Genomic DNA, 18,292 nt, shown 5'->3' on the forward strand with positions numbered 1-18,292 from the left:
TACACCCTGAATAACGGAGTGGAGCAGTGAGATTTCCCTATCAACGTCTGGCCTACATGTTCGATGCATTGCAATCGGAAACGCTGCCTCAGGATGAGCTGGCGAAACGTTTTGCGGTTTCGACACGTACCGTGCGGGCAGATATTACGGCGTTGAATGAGATCCTTGAACATTATGGTGCGCACTTTATCCATAACCGTGGCTTTGGCTACCGATTGATGATCGATGATGCTGAACGCTTTCGTGCTCTACAGCAGCAAAACCGCAAAACGCACCTAACCCCGCGAACTGCCAATGAGCGAGTGCATTACCTGTTAATCCGTTTTCTGACCTCTGCTTTTTCATTGAAGCTGGAAGATTTAGCTGATGAATGGTTCGTTAGCCGTGGCACATTGCAAAATGATATGGCTGAGGTGAGAGAAAGGCTAAACCGATACCATCTGACGATTGAAACCAAGCCACGCTACGGCATGAAATTGTTTGGTGCCGAGTTGGCTATCCGCACGTGTTTGACCGACCTTTTGTTTCAGCTACATCTGCAAGATGCTGATAACCCATTATTAAAAAATGAGTTTCTTAACATTCAGACTATCCCCGAATTAACGGGATTGCTGCATGAGCTATTGGCGCAATATGCGGTACGGTTAACTGATGAGGGCGAGCACTACCTGATTTTCTACTGTGCTGTGGCGATCAAACGCATCGCTGACGGTTATCCGTTATCAGACTTTGATGCCGAAGATGTGGATGAGGCGGTCAAACTCGCCTCCGGCCGTTTGGCAAATGAGTTGAAACTATTATCGGGCAAAGACATTTCGGCAGCAGAAGAAGCGTATTTGCGGGTTAATATTGCCGCCCGCCGGGTGCAAGTCAGCCAGCCTGGTACCAGTCGCCCCAGTGAAATCAACGCCGATGATGAAGAGACATTGGTGGATTACATCCTCTCTTATATCAACGCCCACTATAACTACAATTTGCAGGGCGATAAGCAGTTACGAATTGATTTACTCACCCATATCAAGACCATGATTACGCGGGTGAAGTATCAGATAACTATCCCTAATCCATTGTTATCCAATATTAAACAGCACTATCCGATGGCTTATGACGTAACACTGGCGGCGGTATCCAGTTGGGGCAAATATACGCCTTATAGCTTGAGTGAGAATGAGATAGGCTATCTGGTACTGCACATCGGTGTTGGGTTGGAACGCCATTACAATATTGGTTATCAACGTCATCCACAGGTGATGTTGGTGTGTGATACCGGTAACTCCACTACCCGAATGATTCAGGCGCAGATTGCTCGTAAGTATCCGCAGATCGTGATGACACAGACCATTTCCCTGCGTGATTACGAAAATCTCGACCATATCGACGAAGATTTTATTATTTCTAACTCACGTCTGGCGGAAAAGAATAAGCCGGTGGTAGTAATGTCACCGTTTCCGACTGAATATCAGTTAGAACAACTGGGTAAGTTGGTGCTAGTGGATCGCACTCGCCCTTATATGTTGGAAAAGTTTTTCGACCGTAATCATTTTATGATTATCGACCAGCCGATGACACAAGAGCAGTTATTTAAAACAGTGTGCAGTCAGTTGGAAGAGGAAGGGTTCGTTGATGCGGACTTTTACCCATCGGTGGTGGAGCGTGAGGCGATTGTCTCCACCATGCTGGGGGAGGGGATTGCACTGCCACACTCACTCGGTCTGTTAGCCAAAAAGACCGTGGTGGTTACCCTGCTAGCCCCCAATGGCATTGCCTGGGGTGATGGTGAGGTAGCCCATGTCATTTTCCTGTTAGCTATCAGTAAAACTGATTATGAAGAAGCGATGGCGATTTACGACTTGTTCGTTACTTTTGTGCGAGAGCGTTCAATGAGCCGTTTATTGAGCAGTCAGCATTTTGATAGCTTCAAGGCGATAGCGATTGATTGTTTGAGTCGAATTTAATTTTTTGTTATTGATTTAGTGGATTGATTCGGTTGATATGAGATTGGTTCTCAATTCCCCTCCGATGCCTCAACCGCCAAAGGGGTTACAAGCGCGTAACCCCCTTGGAACCCCTGCGCTTACGCACGTATCGCTTGTCCACTTCGTGGATACCCTCTTTCATCGTTTCGGTTGACAGACCGCCGTGATTCGCTCCTGCTCAAGCACGTCTCGCTCGGCTTCCCTGCCTCGCGTCCTACCTACTCTCCTCATTCGGCAGCTCAAATGTGCTTTTAACATCACAACCTAAAAACAGGGTTTTGAATTAGCTTTTGATGTTGAGCGCAATCAGGAATATTGCCGACAAGGAGGGAGGGTAGAGTGAGCCGCCATGGACGGCGGCGAAAAGCGCGCTTGAGCATGGATGCGAATCGCGCTGGCTCGTCAGCCTGAAAGATGCAGGCGGTTTACCCGCAGGGCAATATTTCGCGCAAGCCGCAGGTGAAGGAGGGCCGGCTTGCCCTCCTTCTCGGTTGAGGCGATAGAGATCAGATGAGCACTAAACGAATATCAACCGAAGCCTGATCCGATCAACCGAACCGATAACCAAATTAAAGATATCACTGCCAGCCATATCTCCTCACAAACCACCCTTTCACTAACTGCGTTGTCACCATATAGCCGGTTAAGATCACCATCAGCCACGGGAAGTAAGAGAGTGGCAGCGCTTGCAATTGCAGGAATCCAGCCAGTGGAGAGAAGGTTAGCCCGATACCAATGGCCACCACCGCCAGTGTCATTAGACATAGCGGCCAAGAGGCGCGGCTCTGGATGAAGGGAATTTTACGGGTACGGATCATATGCACAATTAAGGTCTGGGACAGCAGTCCTTCAACAAACCAACCGGATTGGAACAACGTCTGCATTTCTGGCGTATTGGCTTTAAATACCCACCACATCAGGCAAAAAGTCAGTACGTCAAAAATAGAACTTATCGGACCAAAGAACACCATAAATCGCCCCAAATCGCCGGCGTTCCAGCGTTGTGGCTTTGCCAGTTGCTCTTCATCAACGTTATCGAATGGAATAGCAATCTGCGAAATATCGTACATCAGATTCTGGATTAACAGATGGAGTGGCAGCATGGGTAGGAAGGGCAAAAATGCGCTAGCAATCAGGACGCTGAAGACGTTACCAAAGTTAGAACTGGCGGTCATCTTGATGTATTTCAGCATGTTGGCAAATGTGCGGCGGCCTTCAATGACCCCTTGCTCCAGCACCATCAGGCTCTTTTCCAACAAGATGATATCGGCGGCTTCTTTAGCAATATCTACTGCTGAATCCACCGAGATCCCAATATCAGCAGCACGCAGTGCCGGTGCATCATTGATGCCATCCCCCATAAAACCGACCACATGACCGGCATTACGCAGGTTCTGTACGATGCGTTCTTTGTGCATTGGTGTCAGCTTGGCGAACACCGTGGTGGTGCGGGTGGCCTGCGTCAGTTGTGTCTCCGTCATCTGCTCGATATCACTGCCACGCAAGACATGCTCGACAGATAATCCAACATCTTTACATACTTTACGCGCAACTAACTCGTTGTCACCGGTAAGAATTTTAACGTTAACGCCATTGCGTTTTAGTGCCAGCAGCGCCGGCGCTGTGCTCTCTTTCGGCGGATCGAGAAAGGCGATATACCCTTCCAAGATCAGGTCATATTCATCAATAACAGCATAATCCCGCTGATAAGCTGGCATGATACGGGTGGCAACCGCCACCACTCGCAGTCCTTGCTGGTTCTGTTCATCGGTAATGCGGCGGATGCGTGCCAACAGCGCGTCGGTCAATGGGATAATTTCACTCCCTTGGCGCACATGACGGCAAATGGACAACATCTCTTCCAGCGCGCCTTTGCAGATAAGTTCGTGATAATCCGCTTTATCGCTGACCACCACTGACATGCGACGGCGTTCAAAATCGAATGGGATCTCATCGATTTTGCGGTAACCCGCCAGCGTATCGGCCGCCCGAGATTCTGCATCTTTTGACTCAGCCATGGAAGATAACACCGCGACATCCAGCAGATTTTTCAATCCCGTTTGGTAATAACTGTTGAGCCAGGCGTAGTGCAGCACCCGCTCACAATTGGCCCCAAATACATCGGTGTGGCTTTCCAACACAATTTTATCTTGCGTCAGGGTGCCGGTCTTATCGGTACACAGAATATCCATCGCGCCAAAGTTCTGAATAGCATCTAAGCGCTTGACGATCACTTTCTGCCTGGACAGTTTCACCGCCCCTTTTGCCAACGTCGACGTGACGATCATCGGCAGCATTTCCGGGGTTAAACCCACAGCAACAGAGAGCGCGAACAGCGCGGCTTCCCACCAGTCACCTTTGGTAAAACCGTTTATCAACAACACGATAGGTGTCATGACTAACATAAAGCGAATCAGCAACCAACTGACTTTACTGATGCCACTCTGGAAGGCATTAGGTTGCTCATCCTGATGCGTCACACGCTCTGCCAGCAGACCGAAATAGGTTTGGTTACCGGTGCCCACCACGATAGCCAGTGCCGAACCGCTAACCACATTGGTGCCCATAAAGCACAGCGTGTCTCGTTCGAGTGGATTTTGTTCCTCACACTCACGGCATTGCGCCACTTTCTCAACCGGCAGTGACTCACCGGTTAAGGCGGCCTGACTGATAAACAGATCTTTGGCCACCAGAATACGTAAATCCGCCGGGATCATATCGCCCGCAGATAGTTTGATGATATCGCCGGGCACTAACTGAGAGATCGGTAGCTCGCGATGCTCGCTCTTGCCCGTATGGGCATCACTGCGCACCACGGTTGCGGTATTGCTGACCATGGCTTTTAAAGCATCCGCAGCGCGGTTAGAACGTGCTTCCTGAATAAAATGCATCAGGGTGGAAATTAACACCATAGCACCAATCACCAATGCGGCGGTGAGGTCTTCGGTGGCGTAGGAAATCAGAGCCAGAATGGTGAGCAGCAAGTTAAACGGGTTGCGATAGCAGTGCCATAAGTGGACCCACCAACGGGTAGCTTGCTGATTTTCAATGAGATTACTGCCATTTTGCAGACGAATGGCTGCGGCTTCTTGTTCCGTTAACCCTTCGGGGTGGCTCTGAAAACGCCGATAAAGTTGTGGTGGCGTTTCATTCGCGCACTGCAAACGTTGCTGAGTCAGCGCTGCGGGCAAATCTTTTGTCGCACTTCCCTGCGGCAAGCCATCTAACATGGTTTCCCGGCGAATTAGGCGGCGAGGCAGGTTACGGCTCAACACATTGAGCAACTGCCGGGTGAAATTTTTAACTTGCATGGTTTGAGCCTTACTGTCATGTCACAAAGCCGTTTGTCGGACGGTCTTTATGTTGCGCCCACGGCAAATCTGCCGTAGAGAGGGCAAAAACATCATCAGCAGAAACTAACGCAAGGACGTGCGTAGTGACCGCTTATCAGATTGTTATCCGATAAAGCAGCCACCCTGAATGGGGAATTACCTTACCGGACACACCAAAAGGTGTAGGTCGAGGGAACAGGGTCCACTGGGTAATTAACCTCCGGTTTTATTTAAAGATTGTTAGCGGCTGTCTAACAGCTAAACAGACATTAAACCGCATCACTGTTCTCGCCACGCCAAAAACCACCCCGACGGTAAGATATGCCGTTAGGGCAGTAATATGCTGCGAGTCATTGGGATATCATGCGCTGAGTCTGATTCTGCGCATGCTAGACTTCCCACAACTTCGATAATATAAATAATCAGTTTATTATATGTTTCCAAACCTAAACATTAGGTAAACCATGCAAAACCGTTTGACCATAAAGGACATTGCCCGCATGAGTGGAGTTGGAAAATCCACGGTTTCACGGGTATTGAATAACGAAGGGAGCGTCAGTCCACAAACTCGTGAACGAGTGGAAGCTGTCATCCGTCAGCAGGGATTTACCCCGTCAAAATCAGCCCGGGCCATGCGGGGGCAGAGTGATAAAGTTGTGGGTATTATTGTCTCGCGTCTGGATTCGCCATCTGAAAATCAGGCGGTGCGCACGATGCTGCCACTGTTCTATCAGCAAGGTTATGATCCTATCCTGATGGAGAGCCAGTTTGATCCTGAATTGGTCAGTGAACATTTACATGTGCTGCAACAGCGCCATGTGGATGGCGTCATTTTGTTTGGTTTCACTGGGTTAACCACAGAAATGCTCTCGCCATGGCAGGAACGAATGGTGGTGCTGGCGCGCGAGTATGCGGGCTTTTCTTCCGTGTGCTACGACGACGACGGGGCAGTGCGCCTGTTAATGGATAAATTACGCCACGCTGGGCATCGGCATATTAGTTATATTGGCGTGCAGCCGTCGGATGCCACTACCGGCATGCGTCGTCATCAATCTTATCTTGATTACAGCCAACAACATGGCCTGCTACCGACGGTTGCACTGGGTGAACTGAGTTATCAAAGTGGTTTCCAGCTCGCACCTCAGGTGATAAAACCCGATACCTCGGCGCTGGTGTGTGCCTCTGACACTATCGCTATGGGGGTGAGTAAGTATTTACAACAGCAGAGCCTGCAACACATTCAGGTCTGCGGCATTGGTAATACACCGCTGTTGCACTTTTTGTTCCCAAATACCCTGTCAGTCGAGCTGGGTTATGGCACCGCTGGAGTGAAAGCCGCCCAACAATTACTTGACCAACTTAATCATAGTCAATCAATTCAACAAATTATCATTCCTGGTCAACTGGCCTGATTCTTCTTTTCTCGACGTGATGCTATCTGAAATCCCACCCTGTGTGGTGGGAGTGCGTGATGGGCGAACCCATGGTTTACGGCCAAGAACATCATAAAAAGTTGTCAAATTGTGATCTCTAACGCAAGTTGGGAACGTTCCCATTTCATAAAAATCAATACATAGCTAATCTTTAATAAGCTGTATATTTAACAGGCTATCGATGTATTTTTTCTTTAAGACTGACCCTACTGCTTTTATTAAGAAAAACGAATAAGTCGCACGTTATCTCACCTTTACGAAAGGTACGTTGAAATGAGCAAAGTAAAACAACAAGATATCGATCAATTGATCGTACTGGTGGGAGGCAGAGATAATATTGCCACCGTCAGCCACTGCATTACCCGGCTACGCTTTGTGTTGAATGACCCCTCTAAAGCTTCACCTAAAGAAATTGAAAATCTGTCGATGGTTAAAGGCTGCTTTACTAATGCCGGGCAATTTCAAGTGGTTATCGGGCCTGAAGTTGACGATTACTATCAAGCGCTGATTGCTAAAATTGGCCTGAATGAAGTGGATAAAGAGCAGACCAAACTGGCTGCACGGCAGAACATGACTTGGTTTGAACGTGGTATTTCTCACTTTGCCGAGATTTTCTTCCCGTTGCTGCCAGCGCTGATCAGCGGAGGCTTGATTCTTGGCTTCCGTAATGTGATTGGCGATATTCCGATGTCTGATGGCAAAACGCTGGCACAGATGTATCCGGCATGGAAAACCATTTACGACTTTCTCTGGTTGCTGGGCGAAGCCATCTTCTTCTACCTACCGGTGGCCATCTGCTGGTCGACAGTGAAGAAGATGGGGGGCACCCCGGTATTGGGGATTGTGTTGGGTATCACCTTGGTATCACCACAACTGATGAATTCCTACCTGCTGGGACAACAGATCCCCGAAGTTTGGAACTTTGGCTGGTTTACCATTGAAAAAGTAGGTTATCAGGCACAGGTCATTCCATCGATTTTGGCAGGTTTGGCGCTGGGTTGGATTGAAACTAATCTGAAGAAAATCATTCCAGCCTATCTTTATCTGGTGGTGGTGCCGGTAGTTTCCCTGTTGCTGGCGGTATTCCTCGCCCATACGCTTATCGGGCCATTTGGCCGCATGATTGGTGATGGTGTGGCCTGGGGAGTGAAAGCTGTCATGACAGGCAGCTTCGCGCCGATTGGTGCCGCACTGTTTGGCTTCTTGTATGCGCCGCTAGTCATTACCGGCGTGCATCAGACCACGTTAGCCATTGATATGCAGATGATTCAGAGCATGGGCGGTACACCGGTATGGCCGCTGATTGCGCTGTCTAACATTGCACAGGCATCTGCGGTATTGGGCATTATTATCATTAGCCGCAAGATCAATGAGCGCGAAATATCAGTACCTGCGGCAATTTCAGCCTATCTGGGTGTTACTGAACCGGCAATGTACGGTATCAACCTCAAATATCGCTTCCCGATGTTGTGCGCCATGATTGGTTCTGCGTTGGCGGGCCTCATTTGTGGTCTGACTGGGGTGATGGCGAACGGTATTGGTGTCGGTGGCCTGCCGGGTATTTTATCCATCAAACCACAGTTCTGGGCGATTTATGCTGTGGCAATGTTAGTGGCGATCGTGGTGCCATTGGTGCTGACTATACTGGTTTACAAACGTAAAGAGAGTCGTGGCGAATTACCGGTCTAAATCGTATTCCTCCGCCAAAGGTTATCCTGTGGCGGAGCTGTTTCTTTAATTTTCTCTGTTTTTACTACGAATAAGAGCCTGCTATGAATAATCCTATCCCTTGGTGGCAAAACGGCGTCATTTATCAGATTTACCCGAAGAGTTTTCAGGATAGCACCGGTAATGGCTATGGTGACCTGGCTGGCGTGACGCAACGGTTGGATTATCTGCACAAACTCGGCGTTGATGCCCTCTGGTTGACACCGGTTTATGTCTCGCCACAAGTGGATAACGGCTATGACGTTGCCGACTACTGCGCCATTGACCCTGCTTACGGCAGCTTAGATGATTTCAAAACGTTGGTTGCGGCTGCTCATCAGCGGGGTATTCGTATCGTAATGGATATGGTGTTCAATCATACCTCGACTGAACATGCCTGGTTTAAAGCATCAGCAGAGCGCAACAGCCCGTACCGTCAGTTCTATATTTGGCGTGATGGTGAGGGTGATAATTTACCGAATAACTGGCGCTCGAAATTTGGTGGTAATGCCTGGCAATGGCATGCTGAAAGCGGCCAATATTATCTGCACCTGTTCGCTACCGAGCAGGCAGATCTTAATTGGGAGCACCAGCCGGTACGTGATGAACTGAAGAAAGTGTGCGAGTTTTGGGCTGATATTGGTGTGGATGGTTTGCGCCTGGATGTAATTAATCTGGTATCCAAACAGCAAGACTTCCCGGATGATTTTACGGGTGATGGCCGCCGTTTCTATACCGATGGCCCCCGTATCCACGAATTTTTACAAGAAATGAGCCGTGATGTGTTTCAGCCGCGCGGCCTGATGACGGTTGGCGAGATGTCGTCCACCCGCCTTGAGCATTGCCAGCGTTATGCCGCATTGGGCGGGGATGAGCTGTCGATGACCTTTAATTTCCATCATCTAAAAGTGGATTATCTTAATGGGGCAAAATGGTCGCTAATGCCGCCGGATCGGGTGGAACTCAAACAGATATTTAACCAGTGGCAGCAGGGGATGCATAACCGTGCGTGGAACGCGTTGTTCTGGTGTAATCACGACCAGCCGCGCATTGTATCGCGCTTTGGTGACGAAGGTGCACTGCGCGTGCCTGCGGCCAAGATGCTGGCAATGGTACTGCACGGTATGCAAGGTACGCCATATATCTACCAAGGCGAAGAGATTGGCATGACCAATCCTAATTTTACCTTGATTAATCAATACCGTGATGTCGAAAGTCTGAATATGTTTGCTGAGCTAACTGCACAAGGTCGCGATCCTGACGAGTTATTAGCGATTCTGGCAGCCAAATCCCGTGATAATAGTCGTACCCCGATGCAATGGGATCGCAGCCGTAATGCCGGTTTCAGTCAGGGAACTCCATGGATCGAACCCTGCAGTAACTATGCTGAAATTAATGTTGATAGCGCGCTGGCTGATGCTGACTCGGTGTTTTATGCCTATCAATATCTGATAGCCCTGCGTAAACAACATGATGTGTTCACTTTTGGTGACTATCGTGATCTCTGCCCGCAACATCCAGAGTTGTGGTGCTACTTGCGCCACTGGCAGGGTAAGCAGTTGTTGGTGGTGGCTAACCTGAGCGGTGAACCGCAACAATGGCAGCCAGAGGAGATTGCGCTGGACGGTAACTGGCAATTGTTGATGAGCAGCTACGGCGAAAGTGCATTCCAGCCGCAGGAGATGGTATTGCGGGCATATGAGGGGATTTATTGGGTGAGAGATTGATTTAGTTCAGATCAGTGGCTTCTCTCCTTGCTCGGCAGCCCAAATGTGCTTTTAACTTCAAAGGCCAATTCAAAACAAAAGGCTATGGTTTTGATTCTGACTCTCTTTTGACGTTGAGCGCAATCAGGAATATTGCCGACGAGGATGGAGGCCGCAATGGTTAGGTGAACACTGAACGCATATCAACCGAAACCAGAACCTATCCATCACCAAAATTAAATCACTTCCCCAACTTCAGCGCTGGTAGCTGAGAGAAAATACTCACCAGCCCCTCGCCCCAGCCCTTACGGATCATCATAAAATAGGGATGATCTTCGGTGATGCGATATTGCTGTTCGGTACTGAAACTATCGAGTGGATAGATCATCACATCTAGCGGTAAGCCGACGGATAAATTACTGCGCAAAGTTGAGTCCATAGAGATCAACGCGCACTGCATGGCCTGATCCAACGTGGTGTGGTAATTCAACACCCGATCAATAATCGGCTTGCCATACTTACTTTCGCCAATTTGAAAGTAGGGGGTGTCCTGCGTGGCTTCAATAAAGTTCCCCTGCGGATAAATATGAAACAGCCGCAGTCCTTCACCTTTAATTTGCCCGCCTAACAATAGGTTACAGTTAAAATCGGTTCCGCCGCTGTTTTGCTGCGCACCGCTGTCTCGGTTAATCACCTCGCGTACCGTCTCCCCCAGAAGTGTTGCGGCCTCATACATCGAGCGCACATTCAGCAGGTTAGTTTGTTCCGGGTCCAGACAGCGGCGTTGCAGCAAACTGACAATACTCTGTGTGGTTGCCAGATTCCCCGCACTTTGCACCACCAGCGTTCGTTCACCCTCTTGCTGAAACAGGTGTAATTTGCGAAAAGTGGAAATATGATCCACCCCGGCATTGGTACGGGAGTCAGAGGCAAAGACTAACCCGGATGACAGCCGCATGGCCACACAGTAGGTCATAACACAGTATCCTTAGAGCCTATCTCACTAGGGCTATTTTATTTGCCAGCAACGCGCTTTATTGCGACATATCGCGTCGCGGGTTAGATAACATATGCACGGCTGCGATGGTCTGCATATCTTCAAAGCCACCACCACGGCGAATACCTCGCACCGGGCAGGCATCCAGATAATCAATGCCCACCGCCAGTTTTAAATGCTGGTTCGGTTGACAGGTATTATTGGTGACATCAAAGCTCTGCCAGTGTCCATTCAGCCACACTTCTGCCCATGCGTGGGTCGCGACATGACTGGAGGATTCTGTATAAAGATAGCCGCTCACATAGCGTGCCGGAATATTTAAACTTCGGCAACAGGCAAGAAAGACGTGGGTGTGATCCTGACACACCCCTTGTTCGGCGGCAAAAGCTTGTGCCGCACTGTCCTGTACCGTGGTGGTGCCGGGGCTATAGGGCATTTTTGCCAGCAATTCACCCATCATTTGCGTCAGGCAGTCTAATTGCGCATCGGCGTGGGTAGCACCCTGACAATAACCTGAAGCAAACTGGCGAATGGCGGCATCTGGCTGAGTCAATGGGCTGTGGCGAAGAAAGACCAGTGGAGAGAGGTGGTCGCCGCTGTCATCTTCTACATTGTCTGCAATCTCTACCACGCCCTGAGCTTGAATGGTGATAGCTTGATGAGGCTTATCCAGAGTGAGTACATGTAGCACATTACCAAAGGCATCCGTGGTACAAATGGCCTCTTCCGGTAAGGTCAGTTGCCAGGATAAAATGCGCTGGTGGGCTGAATCCTGTGGGGTCAGGCGCAGATACTGAGTGCTGTGTTGCACCTGTTGTGCATAGGTGTAATGGGTGCTGTGATCGACATTCAGTCTCATTGGACCTCCAGATAGGTTTGGCGGATGCTGTCAGCGATAGCGTTGATCTTGCCTAAAAAATCCATCAGATAGCTGTGTAATCCGTCGGCCATCACATCCGTAATGCTGCTAAATCGCAGCTCAGCAAGCAAGATATTGACCAGCCGCCGAGGTTGGTTGCTACGATTGCCACCAATCAACGCCAACTGCTGTTCCATATCGTTAATGCAAGCCAGCAGCGAACGCGGGATCTCATTGCGTAAAATCAGTAACTCAGCAATCGCCTCCCGACTCAGTTGCTGCTTATATAAACTGTGGTATGCCTCCCGAGCACTGACGGCGCGTAATAAAGTATCCATCCGGTAGTATTCGCGTACCGGGTCATCGTCGCTATCCAGTAATTGGTTTTTCACATCCAACAAGCGCGCGGTGCTGTCAGCCCGTTCAATCAAGGTACCCAGTCGAATAAAATAGAGTGCATCACTGCGCAGCAAGGTGCCATATACCGCACCGCGAAATAGATGTGAGCGCTCCTTAACCCAATCAAAAAAGGCATCAATTCCGGCAGCGCTGATACCTTGGCGGCGTAGCTGTTTCATCTCAATCCAGGTGGCATTGATACTTTCCCAAACCTCGGACGATAAGCTGCCGCGTACTGCATGGGCATTGTTCCACGCCATCTGCAAACAACTAAAAATACTGCTGGGGTTGTTGCTGTCGAGCACGAAGAAATTCAGCAGATGGGTCATCGAGACCTGCGGATAGTGCTCGGTAAACAGTGTCTGGGTGTTGCTCAGGCTGAGTGGCACCAGTAGATCAAAATTCACCCGATTGCTGGTTGGCATCATCGATAACCGGTTGGTGACATCCAGCACCCTGGTGATGTTTTCTGCCCGCTCCAGATAGCGGGCCATCCAATAAAGCTCACTGGCTGTTCGGCTTAGCATGCATCGTCCTCCAATACCCAGGTATCCTTGGTTCCGCCACCTTGCGAAGAGTTAACGACCAACGACCCTTCTGCCAGTGCGACTCGGGTTAAGCCCCCAGGCACTAAACGAATTTCTGCACCACACAGGGCAAAAGGACGTAAATCAATATGGCGCGGTGCAAGTCCGCTATTCACAAAGGTCGGGCAGGTAGAAAGGGCGAGGGTTTCTTGTGCGATGTAATTTTGTGGTCGCGCCAAGAGTAACTGGCGGAATTGGGCTATTTCAGCTTGTGTCGCCGCAGGTCCAATCAACATGCCATATCCCCCGGCTCCATGAACTTCTTTCACTACCATCTGATCCAGATTAGCTAATACATATGAAAGATCAGTGGGTTGGCGGCATTGCCAGGTGGGAACATTCGCCAGAATCGGTTCTTCGGAAAGATAAAAACGAATCATTTCAGGGACATAAGGATAGATGGATTTATCATCGGCGACGCCAGTACCAATCGCATTAGCCAATACCACACCACCTGCGCGATATACCGACAGTAGTCCGGGGACACCGAGCATGGAGTCAGGGCGGAAAGCCAGCGGATCGAGGAAGGCATCATCCACCCGCCGGTAGACAACATCGACTTTGCAGGGGCCTGCGGTAGTTCGCATAAATACTGCCCCTTCTTTGACAAATAAGTCAGCACTTTCAACCAGTTCAACCCCCATCTGTTGAGCCAAAAAACTGTGTTCAAAATAGGCACTGTTAAAACGCCCCGGGGTTAGCACTACTACGGTAGGGTCGTTGACCGGTGTGCTTTCGCGCAGCGTTTGTAACAGGTGAGAAGGGTAGCGCTCAACAGGTGCAATGCGTTGTTGTGCAAACAACTCCGGGTAGAGCCGCATCATCATTTTACGGTTTTCCAGCATATACGAGACGCCGGACGGGGTACGCAGGTTATCTTCCAGCACGTAATAGAGACCATCGCTGTTGCGGACCATATCCACACCGATGATATGTGCATAAGTATCACGGTGCAGGTTCACCCCTTGCATACAGGGCTGATATTGGTCATTCGCCAGCACTTGTTCGGCCGGAATAATGCCCGCTTTCAGGATATGTTGTTCATGGTAAATATCATGTAAGAACGCATTCAACGCTTGTACGCGCTGGCGAATGCCGCGATCCAGCATTTGCCATTCGCTGGCGGGAATAATGCGTGGCACGCTATCGAACGGTATTAATCGCTCTGCGCCATCATCGTCACCATACACATTAAAGGTAATGCCTACCCGGTGAAATAGCAGTGCAGCTTCTTCACGCTTACGCGCAATGGTTAGCTGATCGGCCTGTTGTAACCATTGCCAATAGGCATCGTAATGGCCTCGGTGTTGCCCCTCAGCCAGTAACATTTCATCGAAAAATCGTGATACGGAAAGGTCGATGTTCAGCATTATCACCTCGCTAACAGAACAGGCTGTATTGGTGATCACGCATAAACTGTGCCAGCTCGTAAAACAGGCAAAATAAAGGGGATTAGAGCGATTTCAGCCCTATTAAGGTGCAATTAGTGAGTGTAGTGCATTATTACTGAGCAGAAAGTTGCCACATCATGATCATGATGATCTGCAATAGCGCATTGTGAAAGGCAGAGAGAAAATATTAGCAGGATAGCAATAAAAAACGGCTGGTAATCACCAGCCGTAGACGCAATGACATCAGAATTAACGACGTACCGCGATAGCTTCGATTTCGATCTTCACATCTTTTGGCAGACGCGCAACTTCAACACATGAACGTGCAGGGAATGGCGCATTGTGTTCAGTAAAGAAAGCTTCGTAAGTGGCATTAACTGTGGTGAAGTCATTCAGATCTTTCACAAATACAGTGGTTTTCACGATATCGGCAACTTTCAAACCCGCGGCTTCAACGATAGCTTTTACATTCTCCAGTGACTGACGCGTCTGTGCTGATACATCATCGGCGACCAAACCTGTTTTTGGATCAACAGGGATCTGGCCTGACGTGAGGATCATACTACCCAGATCGACACCTTGAACATAAGGGCCGATGGCGGCAGGGGCGAGCTCAGTGCTGATATTGCGTGACATGTTGACTCCTGGTTACGTAATGCGGAAGGAACCCGTCATCTTTCATGTTGCTGGTATATTGGCTGCGCTCAATTACCCGAATCACTTAGCGTGATGCGCTCATCGGGACTATAAGCCTCATCCTGCGGGCCAGCGTTTACCGCTTTCCTGCACCATGAAATCTATTGGGTTTAATTATTTCTATATTATAAAGATGGGGTAGATTACGGCAACCCACGTGAATCAAATTTGCGATGTCGCATTACTGCGAATATTGCCACTATTGTAAATATTAACGGGCAGCAATATTCGCTTAAGCCGAGCATTAATCCGCTTGCAGCACTTAATCCGCTTGCAGCACTACCTGGTGAGCAAACTCTTTCTCGCAATATTTACATTTAAGGTGGATTTCACCTTGTTGTGCTTTTACTTTAAAGCTGGAGTCGACTGGTTCATTGTGGCTGATGCAGTTACTGTTTGGGCAAGTGAGGACGCCATCGATCTGCTCTGGCAGGCTTAGGGTCAGTTTCTTCACCACTTCGTAGTTATCGATGCGGTTAACGGTAGCATCTGGTGCATACATCGCCAGTTGGTTGGCCTGTTGCTCTGTCAGGAAGGTATTTTCTATTTTAATCAAATCCTTACGTCCTGACCGTTTAGACGGTAGATTCAATCCAATAGTAATACGTTGATCAGTGGCGGTCAGTTTGAACAGCGACAACAATTTAAAGCCGATTTGTGCCGGAATATGGTCAATCACAGTGCCACATTTAATCGCTTCAACCTGTAGTTTGTAATCCTGAGTCATGTTCAATCCCCCTTAAAGAGCCAATTCTGCGTTTAAAACCAGTGCCAGCAGTGCCTGACGTGCGAAAATCCCGTTACCTGCCTGTTGGAAATAGTAGGCATAAGGGGTCTTATCGACATCGGTGGTTATTTCATCAATTCTTGGCAGCGGGTGTAGCACTTTGAGATTCTCTTTCGCGCCATTCAAATCAGCCGCTCGCAAGATAAACTGCGCTTTGACATTGGCATACTCTGACGGGTCAAGGCGCTCTTTTTGCACCCGGGTCATGTAGAGAATATCCAGTTCTGGCACCACTTCTTCAATGCTTTCGTGCAGGCTGTATTCGATACCTTTTTCTGCCAGCATTTGCAGGATATAAGCAGGCATTGCCAGAGCATCCGGGGCGATAAAGAAGAAGCGGTTGCCGGTGAATTTGGCTAGCGCCTGCGTGAGTGAGTGCACGGTACGGCCATATTTCAGGTCGCCGACCATGGCGATATTGATGTTATCCAGCCGGCCTTGGGTTTCCTGAATGGTGAACAGATCGAGCAGTGTTTGCGTCGGGTGCTGGTTTGCACCGTCACCGGCATTAACTACCGGTACATTCCCCGAGAACTGAGCGGCCAGACGGGCCGCCCCTTCTTGTGGGTGACGCATGACAATGGCATCCACATAGGTACTGATGACTGACATAGTATCTGCCAGCGTCTCGCCTTTTTTGCCAAGGGAGGTATTACTGCTATCAGAAAAACCGACCACTGAGGCACCTAAACGGTGTATGGAGGTTTCAAATGACAAACGAGTGCGGGTCGAGGCTTCGAAAAAGCAACTGGCGATCACTTTGTGTTTTAGCAACTCAGGTTGCGGACTACTTTTCAGGCTGGCGGCGGTACGCAGCACCAACTCCAGTTCGTCGCGACATAAATCGTTAATTGAGATGATATGTTTGTGATACAACGTGTTGGCCATTTTTCGCTCTCCTCTATGACCCGTTATACTTCCAGCTGCATGTGTGTTGGCTGCTTTTGCTCATCCCGGTGACTTACTTGTCGTTGACCTTAAAATAAGTAAGCTCCTGGGGATTTACTCAATTGCCGCCTTCCTGCAACTCGAATTATTTAGGGTATATATTTTAATTGGTGATAATGCTTAATTCGGCACCGATCAGCAGACAAAAAAAAGCCCCTCAACGAGGGGCCTTATGGGATCGGTTTAGCAACGGGAGAAAGAACGGCAGTTGGCTGCCTGTTGGCAGGCAATTTTGTCGACCATCGAGAGGGTCATTTTCAACAAAACGCACTTGGCTTTCCATCATATCTCCCGGCAAATTGTGGCGAATTATACTCGCGTGTGGTTTCTCTGCAAGGGGTAAAAGCCGCATTTTTGCGATTAGCAAACGATTACTCATCAGGATTGGTTTCAATTATCTGATGAGTAATGCCAATGGCCGCCCTCTGGATGGCATTATCACCAGAGGGAATACAACCTGATTTTGTCGCCCGCTATTCAAGTGATTTGACTAGCTTGCCAGGTAAATTACCGAGGATAAAATCATTGATGATACTGTCAAAATCCTTATCGCTCTTAAAGCCTAATGCTTTGGCATAATGCGCTGCGAAATCCCCAGGCCAAGAGCTTACGATCTTCTCAATTAATGGATCTTGCTGAATCTTAATGTGATCAGCGACAGCGTCACCCGCAATACGCCGCAATGCATCAATCATTTGCTGTACGGTAATAGATAGCCCAGGCAAATTAATCACCCGCCCACCCTTAAGTTGACTGGCATCCAATTGGTGACCATGGATAAGATTATTAATTGCCATCTTCGGCGATAGCAGCCATAACGGTGTTTGCAGGCTAACAGGGCAAACCACGTCAATACCTTGCAACGGCTCACGGATAATGCCGCTGGCAAAACTGGAGGCCGCGCGGTTTGGTTTTCCTGGGCGTACCACAATGGTTGGCATACGCAGGCTACGACCATCAACAAATCCCCGGCGGCTATAGTCTGCTAACAATAAATCGTTTAATGCTTTTTGCGTACCATAGGAACTCTGAGGCGACCATACCTGTTCATCCGGCACGACAGCCGGTAACTCACCGCCAAATACCGCCACTGAACTGGTGATAATCACTTTAGGGCAGTGTCCAAGCTGACGAGCGCGCTCGAGTAAACTGCGGGTAGCATCAAAATTGATCCGCATACCCAAATCAAAATCTTCTTCTGCCTGACTGGAGACAATCGCTGCCAGGTGGAAAACGGTGTCAACGTGTTGATTAAAAACGCTGGCAAGCCAGTGCGGATCAGCGATATCACCGCAAAAAACCTGTACCCGTTCATCTGTAATCGCCTCCAGAGGCACCACATCACAGGCTATAATCTTACTGATCAGGCGCTGCTGACCTTGCTGGTCGGTCAGATAATCCTGTGTCAGTAAATGTTCAATCAATCGACGACCAAGAAAGCCCGCCGCTCCTGTTACCATTATGTTCATCGTCT

13 protein-coding genes are annotated in these 18,292 nt (G+C 49.1%); 4 read left to right on the plus strand and 9 right to left on the minus strand.

Annotated features, from left to right (window positions below):
- Window positions 1-26 precede the first annotated feature (26 nt).
- A complete protein-coding gene (locus Q2T71_RS21085) occupies window positions 27-1,955 on the plus strand; it encodes a transcription antiterminator (RefSeq protein WP_372560421.1) in 1,929 nt (642 codons plus the stop codon).
- Window positions 1,956-2,554: 599 nt separating this feature from the next.
- On the opposite strand, the gene mgtA is transcribed toward Q2T71_RS21085, so the two are convergent.
- The gene (mgtA, locus tag Q2T71_RS21090; RefSeq protein WP_372560422.1) at window positions 2,555-5,287 is read right to left on the minus strand and encodes a magnesium-translocating P-type ATPase; all 2,733 of its coding nucleotides are present in this window, start codon (window positions 5,285-5,287) and stop codon (window positions 2,555-2,557) included.
- A 485-nt stretch (window positions 5,288-5,772) separates the two neighbouring features.
- Between mgtA and treR the strand changes: the two genes are divergently transcribed.
- The 3 genes from treR (at window position 5,773) to treC (ending at window position 10,175) form a co-directional block, all read left to right on the plus strand.
- On the plus strand, window positions 5,773-6,720 hold the full coding sequence (gene treR / locus Q2T71_RS21095) for a trehalose operon repressor TreR (RefSeq protein WP_372560423.1): 948 nt from the start codon (window positions 5,773-5,775) through the stop codon (window positions 6,718-6,720).
- Between the two features lie 294 nt (window positions 6,721-7,014).
- Entirely contained in the window at window positions 7,015-8,430 is a 1,416-nt protein-coding gene (gene treB / locus Q2T71_RS21100; protein WP_083162242.1) for a PTS trehalose transporter subunit IIBC, read from the plus strand.
- An 83-nt stretch (window positions 8,431-8,513) separates the two neighbouring features.
- A complete protein-coding gene (gene treC / locus Q2T71_RS21105; protein ID WP_372560424.1) occupies window positions 8,514-10,175 on the plus strand; it encodes an alpha,alpha-phosphotrehalase in 1,662 nt (553 codons plus the stop codon).
- Between the two features lie 220 nt (window positions 10,176-10,395).
- On the opposite strand, the gene Q2T71_RS21110 is transcribed toward treC, so the two are convergent.
- The 8 genes from Q2T71_RS21110 to denD all read right to left on the minus strand — a co-directional run bounded on the left by Q2T71_RS21110 (window position 10,396) and on the right by denD (window position 18,287).
- Window positions 10,396-11,130 carry a peptidase gene (locus Q2T71_RS21110; RefSeq protein ID WP_372560425.1) on the minus strand — a complete coding sequence of 245 codons (735 nt, stop codon included), beginning with the start codon at window positions 11,128-11,130 and terminating at the stop codon, window positions 10,396-10,398.
- Window positions 11,131-11,188: 58 nt separating this feature from the next.
- Window positions 11,189-12,010, minus strand: a complete 822-nt coding sequence (locus tag Q2T71_RS21115) for a transglutaminase domain-containing protein (RefSeq protein WP_372560426.1) — start codon at window positions 12,008-12,010, stop codon at window positions 11,189-11,191.
- Complete coding sequence (locus Q2T71_RS21120; protein ID WP_372560427.1) at window positions 12,007-12,936, minus strand: alpha-E domain-containing protein; 930 nt, start codon at window positions 12,934-12,936, stop codon at window positions 12,007-12,009. Before Q2T71_RS21120 ends, Q2T71_RS21115 begins: the two co-directional genes overlap by 4 nt.
- Window positions 12,930-14,366 carry a circularly permuted type 2 ATP-grasp protein gene (locus Q2T71_RS21125; RefSeq protein ID WP_372560428.1) on the minus strand — a complete coding sequence of 479 codons (1,437 nt, stop codon included), beginning with the start codon at window positions 14,364-14,366 and terminating at the stop codon, window positions 12,930-12,932. The genes Q2T71_RS21120 and Q2T71_RS21125 overlap by 7 nt, the downstream gene beginning before the upstream one ends.
- Before the next feature lie 270 nt (window positions 14,367-14,636).
- A complete protein-coding gene (ridA, locus tag Q2T71_RS21130; RefSeq protein ID WP_083162254.1) occupies window positions 14,637-15,023 on the minus strand; it encodes a 2-iminobutanoate/2-iminopropanoate deaminase in 387 nt (128 codons plus the stop codon).
- Window positions 15,024-15,345: 322 nt separating this feature from the next.
- On the minus strand, window positions 15,346-15,810 hold the full coding sequence (gene pyrI, locus Q2T71_RS21135) for an aspartate carbamoyltransferase regulatory subunit (RefSeq protein WP_372560429.1): 465 nt from the start codon (window positions 15,808-15,810) through the stop codon (window positions 15,346-15,348).
- Window positions 15,811-15,822: 12 nt separating this feature from the next.
- Window positions 15,823-16,758 (minus strand): aspartate carbamoyltransferase, encoded by a 936-nt coding sequence (gene pyrB, locus Q2T71_RS21140; protein WP_083162258.1) that lies wholly within the window; start codon window positions 16,756-16,758, stop codon window positions 15,823-15,825.
- A gap of 533 nt (window positions 16,759-17,291) precedes the next feature.
- Window positions 17,292-18,287, minus strand: a complete 996-nt coding sequence (gene denD, locus Q2T71_RS21145) for a D-erythronate dehydrogenase (protein ID WP_372560430.1) — start codon at window positions 18,285-18,287, stop codon at window positions 17,292-17,294.
- Between the last annotated feature and the right edge of the window lie 5 nt (window positions 18,288-18,292).

Origin of the sequence: Yersinia sp. 1652 StPb PI (genome assembly GCF_041538345.1) — a bacterium.
GTDB classification, from domain to species: Bacteria; Pseudomonadota; Gammaproteobacteria; order Enterobacterales; family Enterobacteriaceae; genus Yersinia; species Yersinia enterocolitica_E.